This window comes from Streptomyces daliensis (genome assembly GCF_054782395.1).
The window spans coordinates 183847-193595 of the sequence record NZ_BAAGSO010000107.1; the positions used below are offsets into that span (position 1 = coordinate 183847).

The window sequence follows — 9749 nt, forward strand, 5'->3', positions numbered from 1 at the left end:
GACCGCCGTCCCCCGCAGTCCTCCGGCCACCGACCCCCGCCGCCGACCTCAGGGCACTGTCCCGGCCTCCGCACGCCCATTCGGCTATACGCCGTAGGGCTGTTCGACAGTGTGCCTTTCAGAGGTGAATACCGCACTCGTTCTTACCGCGTCCCGCCCAGCGTCCCGCACGAGCGTCCTCTCCCTCTAGTGCGCGTCGGGTGCATGGGGCGCATCCGACAGAGGTGTAACCGTCGCTGAGCAGCGGGTTCGTGAGAACACCGTGCTCCGTGATGTACGCGTCCACGTCCGCCTGCGTCCAGCGGGCGATCGGCGACACCTTGACCTTCTCGCGCTTGTCGTCCCAGCCCACGACGGGTGTGTTCGCTCGTGTGGGGGATTCGTCCCTGCGCAGCCCCGTGGCCCACGCGTCGTACGCCTTCAACCCCTGCTCCAGCGGCGCCACCTTGCGCAGCGCGCAGCACAGGTCGGGGTCCCTGTCGTGCAGTTTCGGCCCGTACTGCGCGTCCTGCTGGGCCACTGTCTGCCTCGGGGTGAGTGTGATCACCTCGACGTCCATCACCGCTTCCACCGCGTCCCGGGTCCCGATCGTTTCGGGAAAGTGGTAGCCGGTGTCGAGAAACACGACATGAACGCCCGGAATCGCGCGCGATGCGAGATGAGCGACCACAGCGTCCTCCATGGATGAAGTGACGCAGAAACGAGGGCCGAAGGTCTCTGCGGCCCATCGAAGTATGTCAAGTGCGGGAGCATTTTCCAGCTCCCTGCCCGCCTCCTCGGCGAGCCCGCGCAGTTGCGCGGTGGTGTACCGCTGGGCTGTGGTCATCGGGTGGATCCCCCTTCGGTGGCGTCCTCGCGCCGCAGGCCCTTGGCCAGCAGCCCGAGGAAGGAGAGCTTGAAGGCGCGGTTGCAGGCCGCGCATTCCCAGGCGCCCGGCCCCTCCTCGGAAGGGCGCAGGTCCTCGTCTCCGCAGTAGGGGCAGTAGAACGGGGCTGCTCGTTCGCTCATTTCAGGGCACCCTCTTCGGCGCGGGCCGCCCACTGGGCGAACCGCTCGCCTTCCTCGCGCTGCTCACGGAAGTTGGTGAGCACGCGCTCGACGTAGTCGGGGAGTTCGTCGGCCGTGACCTTCAGGCCGCGGACCTTGCGGCCGAAGCCGGGCTCCAGGCCGAGCGAGCCGCCCAGGTGCACCTGGTAGCCCTCGACCTGTTCGCCCTCCTTGTTGGTGACGAGCTGGCCCTTGAGGCCGATGTCCGCGACCTGGATGCGGGCGCAGGAGTTGGGGCAGCCGTTGATGTTGATGGTGACGGGCTCGTCGAAGTCCGCCATCCTGCGCTCCAGTTCGTCGATGAGCCAGGAGCCGCGGGCCTTGGTCTCGACGATGGCGAGCTTGCAGAACTCGATGCCGGTGCAGGCCATGGTGCCGCGCCGGAAGACGGACGGCCTGGTGGTCAGGTCGAGTGCTTCCAGGCCCTCGGCGAGCGAGTCGAGCTGCTCCTCGGGCACGTCCAGGACGAGCATCTTCTGCTCGGCCGTCGTACGGACGCGGCCCGAGCCGTGCGCCTCGGCGAGGTCGGCGATCTTGCTCAGGGTGCCGCCGTCGACGCGGCCCACGCGGGGCGCGAAGCCCACGTAGTAGCGGCCGTCCTTCTGCTTGTGGATGCCGACGTGGTCGCGCCACTTGGCCGCGGGGACCTCGGGCGCGGGGCCGTCGGCGAGCTTGCGCAGCAGGTACTCGTCCTCCAGGACCTGGCGGAACTTCTCCGGGCCCCAGTCGGCGAGCAGGAACTTCAGCCGGGCGCGGGTGCGCAGCCGCCGGTAGCCGTAGTCGCGGAAGATGGCCACGACGCCCTCGTGCACGTCGGCGACCTCCTCGACGGGCACCCAGGCGCCGAGCCGCACGCCGAACTTGGGGTTCGTGGAGAGGCCGCCGCCGACCCACACGTCGAAGCCGGGCCCGTACTGCGGGTGGACGACGCCGACGAAGGACACGTCGTTGATCTCGTGCGCGACGTCCAGCAGCGGCGAGCCCGAGACGGCCGTCTTGAACTTCCTTGGGAGGTTCGAGTACTTGGGGTTGCCCACGACCCGGCGGTTGATCTCCTCGATGGCCGGGGTGCCGTCGATGATCTCGTCCTCGGCGATACCGGCGACGGGCGAGCCCAGGATGACGCGCGGGGTGTCGCCGCACGCCTCGGTGGTGGAGAGGCCGACGCCTTCGAGGCGGCGCCAGATCTCCGGCATGTCCTCGACGCGGATCCAGTGGAACTGGACGTTCTGCCGGTCGGTGATGTCGGCGGTGCCGCGCGCGAACTCCTGCGAGATGTCGCCGATCGTGCGCAGTTGCTGGGTGGTCAGCCTGCCGCCGTCGATGCGGACGCGGAGCATGAAGAACTCGTCGTCCAGCTCCTCCGGCTCCAGCACGGCGGTCTTGCCACCGCTGATCCCGGGCTTGCGCTGCGTGTAGAGGCCCCACCAGCGCATCCGTCCGCGCAGGTCGGAGCCGTCGATGGAGTCAAAACCGCGATGGGCGTAAATCGTCTCAATGCGTGTCCGCACATTGAGACCGTCATCGTCCTTCTTGTTCTGCTCGTTGCCGTTCAGCGGTGTGAAGTGTCCTGCGGCCCACTGGCCCTCGCCGCGGTGGCGTCCGGCCTTCTTGCGGCTCGTTGCGGGTGCGGGTCGCTCGGGGGTGTCGGCCATGGCTGTAGGTCCTTCGGGGCAGACGCGGACGGACTTTTGGGCGCGGATGAGGTTCCTGAGCTGCCAGGACGAGGACGTACGCGCGCACGGCGCAGCCGCGCACGCGGAAAGACCGCGACGCGGTGGGGTACGTCAGGGGTACGTCAGGCAGGGAGACCGCGCGCCCGCGACATTGGGGGCGGCTCGGAGATCGGCGGCGCTGAGACTGTCAGCCCGCCGGACAGATGGCGCTGGACATGCGGCCGAGGTCGACGTGACGTCGACTCACCAAGGCGATTCCAGCGCGAGACATGACGGAAGCGTTGCACGCGCGTGAGAGGGGAGTCCACTGTTATCCGCTATGTGGACGAGATCGTCTCGCATCGCGGACGTGTGTGGAGTCCGTCACACGGGGGCCGCGCGGGAATACTTCCGCCGCTTCCCGCTTCCCCGGGGTGTGGCCCCGGACACGGGCGCCGGGGCTCTCAGCGGCGCCCGTTCTCCGGGGTGCCGGAGGAGGTGGGTGCGGGTGCGGGGGCGGCGGCACGGAGCTGGCCCGACGCCGCCGCCTCGATGACCTCGTCCAGCACGTCGCGGGAACGGAGCAGATCGCCGATCATCCGGTCGATGCGCTCGCGCTCCACCGTCAGGTCGGAGACCAGGTGCGGGGTGGCGGTCTCGGAGGGGCCGCCGTCCGTGTCGCGCATGCACGGCAGCAACTGCGCGATCTTCTCGCTGCACAGCCCGGCGGCGAACAGCTCCTGCACGAGGACGACCCGGTCCACGGCGCCCTCGCCGTAGTCGCGGTGGCCGCCGGGGGTGCGGTCGGCGGACAGCAGTCCCTGCTTCTCGTAGTAGCGCAGCGAACGCTCGCTCACGGCGGTACGCCGCGCCAGCTCGCCGATCCGCATGGTGGACTCCTCGCGTGGGGGCGCCCCGGTGCCGGGCTGAGCGGCGGGGGGCCGGGCTTGAATCTGACACCAATGTCAGGTTCTACGGTACCCGGCATGACGCACACACCCCGCACCCCGGACACCCCGGTCGCCACGGACACCTCGCGCCTCTTCGAACCCGCAGGGCTCGGCACCCTCACCCTGCCCAACCGCCTGGTGATGGCCCCGATGACCCGCAACCGCGCCACGGCGGACGGCGTGCCGCAGCCCATGATGGCCACCTACTACGCACAGCGCGCCTCCGCCGGGCTGATCATCGCGGAGGCGGCCACCCCGAACGCCGTCGGACAGACCTACCCGCACATCACCGCCATCCACGACGACGCGCACGTGGCCGGATGGCGCCGCGTCACCGACGCCGTGGCGGCGGCCGGTGGCCGGATGTTCCTCCAGCTCCAGCACGGCGGCCGGGTCGGCCACCCCGACACCAGCGGACTCACCCCCGTCGCGCCCTCGCCCGTCCCGCTCCCGGAGACGCTGCACACGCCCGGCGGACGCAAGGACGCCGTCGTGCCCCGCGAGATGACCACCGAGGAGATCCGCTCCACCGTCGCCGACTTCGCCGCCGCCGCCCGCAGGGCACTGGACGCGGGCTTCGCCGGGGTCGAGGTGCACAGCGCCAACGGCTACCTCCTCCACCAGTTCCTCGGCCGGAACACCAACCGCCGCACCGACGCCTACGGCGGCCCCGTGACGGGACGCATCCGCTTCGTCGTGGAGGTGGTCAGGGCCGTCGCCGACGCGATCGGGCCCGAGCGGACAGGGCTGCGCGTCTCGCCGGGCAACACCGTCAACGGCATGGACGAGGGCGACACCGGCAGCATCTACCCCGCCCTCGTCGACGCCCTCGCGGACAGCGGCCTGGCCTACCTGCACCTCGGCTACGCCGACCCGGACCAGCCACTCTTCCACGAGCTGCGCGCCGCCTGGCCCGGCACGCTCATCGCCAACCCCGTGCTGCCGCGCGACGCCGTCCCCGCCGACGGCGGCCTGCGCGAGGCCGGGCGACTGCTGGCAGCCGGCGCCGACCTCATCGCGCTCGGCCGCCCCTTCCTGGCCAACCCCGACCTGGTCGAACGGCTCCGCACCGGCGCGCCTCTCAACCCCGTGCGCGAGGCGTACCTGATGTACGTGGGCGGAGAGACCGGCTACACCGACTACCCCGCGCTCGCCGACGCCTGACGGGCGCGCGCGTACTCTGCCCGTCACAGGGGGCCTACGTGCCGGGACGCTCCCCCAGGGGACGTTCCGCGCCGGGCCACGGGCCCGGCACCGTCGGCTCGGGCTCGTCCTCGGTCTTCTTCTCGAAGACCCGGAAGCCGCGCCGCTCATAGTTGCCCAGCGCGTACGGGCCGTCCTTGCTGCACGTGTGGACCCACACCCGCGTCGTCGCCGGATGCCCGGGCCACCGCGACGCCAGGTCCCAGGCGCGCTCCGTACCGGTGGCGAGGAGATGGCCACCGATGCGACGGCCACGGAAGGCGGGGGCCAGCCCGAAGTAGCTGATCTCCACCGTGCCGGGGCTGCTCGCGCCGTCCAGCTCGATGAACCCCGCCGGCGTGCCCCGCTCATACGCCACCCACGTCTCCACGCCGGGCCGCTCCAGGAACTCCCGCCACCGCCCGAACGTCCACGGCAGCCGGTCCGTCCAGGCGACGTCGCCGCCGACGGCCGTGTAGAGGAAGCGGCTGAACTCGGGCGTGGGCACTTCGGCCCGTTCGATCCGGATGCCGGACGAGGCGTCCGGTATGCGGGCCGGTACGAGGTCGGAGGGCGCCGTCTGCTCCAGGGACCAGGTGGTCACCGCGACCACCTGGTCCGTACGGTCACGGTCAGGGCCGCCGCTCATGAGCCCGCCCCGTCCGACGCGCCCGCTGCATCCGCCGCGTCCGCACCGTCCCGGCGCACCCGCAGCCCGCGCAGCCGGTTGAGCGCGGCGGCGGTCTCGAAGCGGCGCGGCACCGCGAAGTCCTCGTCGCGCACCGAGAGCAGCAGCTCCACGCCCCCGCCGCCGTCCGCGTCCCCGAGATCGGCGTCGAGGAGGTCCAGCGCCTGCGCGAGCGTACGGTTCCCGTCGACGTGCCCGCGCCGCACCAGCAGTTCCAGGGCCAGCCCGATGCCGACCACCTGCCGCGGATCGGCGATCTGCTCGACGGCGCGCAGGTCCACCTCGCTCTCGCCGAAGCTCAGCGCGTCCTCGCCGCGCGCCCTCACCCGCGTACGGCCGCGCGCCTGCGAGTCCAGCGACTCCGGCACCGGACGGCGGTGCACCACGGGCGGGAAGTGCTCGGCCTCGGCCCGGCGCCCCGTGGGCACGGCGGCCACCTCGCGGGCCCGCGAGGTCGCGTCCGACGGCTGGTACGCGTCCATCATCAGCACCAGATCCGCCACCTCCAGATAGTCCCCGGAGCCGCCCATCACCAGCACCGTGGACACCCCGTGATCACGGTGCAGGGAGCGTACGGAGTCCACCAGCGGCGTCAGCGGCTCGCGCTCCTTCGCGACCAGGGCCTGCATCCGCGCGTCCCGGATCATCAGATTGGTGGCCGCGGTGTCCTCGTCGATCAGCAGCACCCGCGCACCGGCCTCCACGGCCTCGCACAGGGAAGCGGCCTGCGAGGTGGAACCCGAGGCGTTGTCGGTGGAGAAGTCGGAGGTGTCGGCGCCCGTCGGCAGATGATCCACGAACGCGTGCACGTCCACCCGCTCCACGCCGCGCCCGTCCTCGGCACGCAGCTTCACGGTGTCGTCCCGCGACACCACCAGCTCGCGCCCGTCGCCCGGCACGTGATCCCAGATGCCCGTCTCCAGCGCCCGCAGCAGCGTCGACTTCCCGTGGAAACCGCCGCCGACGACCAGCGTCACGCCCTCCGGAATGCCCATGCCGGTGACCCGGCCCGCGTGCGGCAGCTCCACCGACACGCGCAGCTCCTCCGGGGAGGCGAACGGCACCACGCCCGAACCGGTCGCCGGGCGGTCGTCCACACCGCTGCGACGCGGCAGCACCGCGCCGTCCGCGACGAACGCGACCAGCCCGCGCGCCGGAAGCGCGGCGCGCAGCATGTCGGAGTCCTCCACCGTGTTCACGAACCTGCGGACCTCGTCCGCGTCCAGCGACCCGTACAGCAGCGACCGTTCGGCGATCTCGGGCAGCAGACGGCACAGCAGCCGCTGCGCCGCGCGTCCGTCGATGCGGCGGCCCTGGCCGGGGAGCGCCGCGCCGAGGCGCAGAGTGACGGAGCCGTCCTCGGGGTCCACGCGGCACGAACTGCGGTCCAGCACCTCCTGGCCGCCGCCGTCCACGCTCAGCGCGCGCTCACCCGAGGCGCCCGCCGCAGCGCGCCTGGCCAGGAAGCTCGCCAGCGCCCTGCGCCGGACCGGGGTCGCCCACAGCTCGCGCGGAAAGCCCGCGGTGGCGCCGTCCACGCGCACGGCGACCCGCGCCGGAGGAGCGAAGGGATCGGCCTGCGCCCGCACCAGCTCGACGACGCAGCCGCCGCCCGATGGGAGCGGCAGCTCCCAGGGGCCGACGAGGCCCTTGTAGCGGCCGTACGGGCCGCCGTCGAGGGCGCGGAGTTCGCCGTCGAGCCCCTGTCGCGGGGTGCGACGGGGCGACCGGGGCGCGGCATCGCCGTGGTCGTCGTAGGCGTCGTGGGCCCGGTGTCCGTGCCGGGCGCCCGGGGCGCCGTGGCCGTCGTGGGGGCGCCGCTCGCGCGGGCCGCCGCGGTTCCCGCGGTACCCACGGTCACCACCCCGGCCGCCGCCTCGATTGCCGCCTCGCCCGCCGTCACGGGCGCCGCCTCCGGAACGTTGCACAGCGCGTTTCCCTCTCGGTTCGTCTGTCAGGTCGTCGGGTCGGGTCGGGGTGTCCTCTGTCGGCCCCACCGTAAATCGTGAGCCTTTCGCGTGCCCGCCGTGGACCATGTCCGCCATGGAACGCCAACGCCTCAGCTCCCTCGCCCACCGCGACCATCCCGTCGCGTCCCCGCTCGACGACACCTCCGTACGGGACCTGCTCCAGCGGGCGCTGCCCGATGACGGGGGAGGGGAGCGGCTGCTCGACCTCGGGTGCGGGGAGGGGGAGTGGCTGTCGCGGGCTCTGACGGGGCGGCCGGGGGCGCGCGGTGAGGGCGTGGACATGTCCGCCATCGCGCTCGCCCAGGCACGGCGCTCCCTCGACGCGGCCGGTGTGGGCGACCGGGTCACACTCCACCAGGGCGACGCGCGCGAGTTCACGTCCCCGCACCGGTACGACCTGGTGCTGTGCGTCGGCAGCACGCACGCGTTCGGCGGCCTGTTCCCCACCCTCGAAGCCGCGCGCGGCCACCTCGCGGCGGGCGGCGCCGTGCTCGTCGGGGAAGGCTTCTGGGAGCGCCCGCCGACCCCGGCCACGCTGGCGGAACTCGGCGCCGAGGCGGACGACTACGACGACCTGGCCACCACCGTCGACCGCGTCACGGCCGACGGGTGGGTCCCCGTGTACGGGCACGTCAGCAGCCTCGCGGAGTGGGACGCGTACGAGTGGTCCTGGACCGGCAGCCTCTCGCGCTGGGCCCTGGCCAACCCCGCCGACCCCGACAGCGCCGCAGCGCTCAAGGCCGCCCACGCCCACCGCGACGGCTGGCTCCACACCTACCGCGGCACGTTCGGCTTCGTCACGCTTCTGTTGCGGGGCGCTTGAGGGGGTTCCTCCGTTTCACGGGGTGGTTGCGCGGGACGGTTCGCCGGTGTGGTGGGTGCCGTAAGGTCCCGCGCTGATTTTTGTGCCCCTGCCCGGGGGTGCGGTCGTGTGGCTTGGCGCCGTGTTCGGCTGCCTGGCCGGTGGCTTCGGCGCGGCCTATGGACCGGTACGACGCGGCTGGCGCCGCGTGGTTCTTGGTTTGTGCCGGTGGTCGTGTGGGGTTGGTGTGTGGTGGGGGTCGGTGCCGCGGTGGGGTGTCTCCTCGGGCGGCGACAAGTGCGGGTCGGCTTTTCGTGTCTGTACATACTCGTCGCCACCACTTGCGGGGACACCAGCACCACCGTTGTGGGCAAGCGTCCCGCTCGGCGGGACGGGTGGGCACAACCCGTGCCACCGGGCCGCAGCACGCGAATGAAACCCCAAAGGGGCAACCGGGTAGGCGCACCCTGCGAAGGGGCAGGCTGTTACGTCACCTCGTGGGCGTGTTCCGTGAAGTGGCCCGCGGGGTGGAAGCCGAGGCGCTGGTAGACGGGTTCGCCCTCGGGCGATGCCTGGAGGACCACGGTGTCCTCCCCACCGTCGCGGGCCGCCCGCAACGCGGCGCGCGTCATGGCGCCGCCGAACCCGCGCCGTCGGAAGGGCGCGAGGACGCTGATGTTGTAGAGGCCCGCGACGTCCGCGTGGTGGAAGACCTCGGCCGTGCCGACCGGACGCCCGTCGACGCGGCCCACCAGCAGTCGGGAGGGACAGTCGGCGGCGAGGACGCGCGGCGCGGTCTCCGCGTAGAAGCGCAGGACGGTCTCGGCGGGCGGCTGCCAGTTCGCGGCGAGCACGGTCGCGTAGTCGGCCAGTTCCTCGGGGGATGCGACGGCCGTGACGCGCAGGGCCTCTTCCTCCTCCGGGGCCATCGGCTCGTCGAGGGTCATCCACATCGCCGTCTCGCGCTCGGAGGGGGCCAGGCCCGCGTCCGTCAGCCGCGCGGAGAGATCACCGGGGGACGAAGAGGGCCCCACCCACCAGGAGAAGGGGCGGCCCGTGTCCTTCAGCCTTGCGACGGTTTCCTCGATACGGGCCCCTGCCGTCTCCTCGGTGAAGCGTGCCCGGGCCACGATGCTGAACGTGTCGTCCGCCAGACCGCTGTCGGCGACGACCAGATCCTCGTCCTCCGTGACGGTCATACCGGGCGTGCCACGGTGCAGGTAGCAGGCGTGCTCGGCGAGGTTGCGTTCCATGGGGGAGAGCGGCGCGGTCATCCCCCGAGTCCATCACGCCCGACGCGACGCCCCGGGGACGCCCCTTCCAGAGGGGTTTCGTGGCGCGTCTGCCCACAACAATTGGCGACGGCCGGAGGCTGGCCACCGGGTGGGAGGTGGTGCGGTGGGGTGTCCCCGCAAGTGGTGGCGACGAGTATGTACAGGCAGCCGAAAAGCCGAC

At 72.3% G+C, this 9749-nt stretch carries 10 protein-coding genes; 2 read left to right on the top strand and 8 right to left on the bottom strand.

The features are described from left to right. Positions 1-118: 118 nt before the first annotated feature. From ACYVOO_RS30300 to ACYVOO_RS30320, 5 genes are all read right to left on the bottom strand, one after another. Positions 119-826: a phosphoadenylyl-sulfate reductase gene (locus tag ACYVOO_RS30300; RefSeq protein ID WP_461018913.1), complete on the bottom strand. Its 708-nt coding sequence runs from the start codon at positions 824-826 to the stop codon at positions 119-121. Next, the gene (locus ACYVOO_RS30305) at positions 823-1008 is read right to left on the bottom strand and encodes a hypothetical protein (RefSeq protein ID WP_453344584.1); all 186 of its coding nucleotides are present in this window, start codon (positions 1006-1008) and stop codon (positions 823-825) included. The genes ACYVOO_RS30300 and ACYVOO_RS30305 overlap by 4 nt, the downstream gene beginning before the upstream one ends. Then, positions 1005-2702 carry a nitrite/sulfite reductase gene (locus ACYVOO_RS30310; RefSeq protein WP_461018914.1) on the bottom strand — a complete coding sequence of 566 codons (1698 nt, stop codon included), beginning with the start codon at positions 2700-2702 and terminating at the stop codon, positions 1005-1007. Before ACYVOO_RS30310 ends, ACYVOO_RS30305 begins: the two co-directional genes overlap by 4 nt. A gap of 208 nt (positions 2703-2910) precedes the next feature. After that, positions 2911-2994, bottom strand: a complete 84-nt coding sequence (locus tag ACYVOO_RS30315) for a putative leader peptide (RefSeq protein ID WP_309471194.1) — start codon at positions 2992-2994, stop codon at positions 2911-2913. 172 nt (positions 2995-3166) lie between these two features. Beyond that, positions 3167-3592: a MerR family transcriptional regulator gene (locus ACYVOO_RS30320; protein ID WP_461018915.1), complete on the bottom strand. Its 426-nt coding sequence runs from the start codon at positions 3590-3592 to the stop codon at positions 3167-3169. Between the two features lie 96 nt (positions 3593-3688). Here ACYVOO_RS30320 and ACYVOO_RS30325 point away from each other — a divergent pair, with 96 nt between their 5' ends. Then, complete coding sequence (locus ACYVOO_RS30325; RefSeq protein WP_461018916.1) at positions 3689-4816, top strand: alkene reductase; 1128 nt, start codon at positions 3689-3691, stop codon at positions 4814-4816. 34 nt (positions 4817-4850) lie between these two features. On the opposite strand, the gene ACYVOO_RS30330 is transcribed toward ACYVOO_RS30325, so the two are convergent. Beyond that, the gene (locus tag ACYVOO_RS30330; protein WP_461018917.1) at positions 4851-5483 is read right to left on the bottom strand and encodes a GNAT family N-acetyltransferase; all 633 of its coding nucleotides are present in this window, start codon (positions 5481-5483) and stop codon (positions 4851-4853) included. Then, the gene (locus ACYVOO_RS30335; protein WP_461018918.1) at positions 5480-7450 is read right to left on the bottom strand and encodes an ABC-ATPase domain-containing protein; all 1971 of its coding nucleotides are present in this window, start codon (positions 7448-7450) and stop codon (positions 5480-5482) included. Before ACYVOO_RS30335 ends, ACYVOO_RS30330 begins: the two co-directional genes overlap by 4 nt. Before the next feature lie 115 nt (positions 7451-7565). Here ACYVOO_RS30335 and ACYVOO_RS30340 point away from each other — a divergent pair, with 115 nt between their 5' ends. Further along, on the top strand, positions 7566-8315 hold the full coding sequence (locus ACYVOO_RS30340) for an SAM-dependent methyltransferase (RefSeq protein WP_461018919.1): 750 nt from the start codon (positions 7566-7568) through the stop codon (positions 8313-8315). 464 nt (positions 8316-8779) lie between these two features. Here the strand turns inward: ACYVOO_RS30340 and ACYVOO_RS30345 are convergent, their stop codons facing one another. Next, positions 8780-9547, bottom strand: coding sequence for a GNAT family N-acetyltransferase (locus ACYVOO_RS30345; RefSeq protein WP_461018937.1), 768 nt, complete (start codon positions 9545-9547; stop codon positions 8780-8782). Positions 9548-9749: the final 202 nt, after the last annotated feature.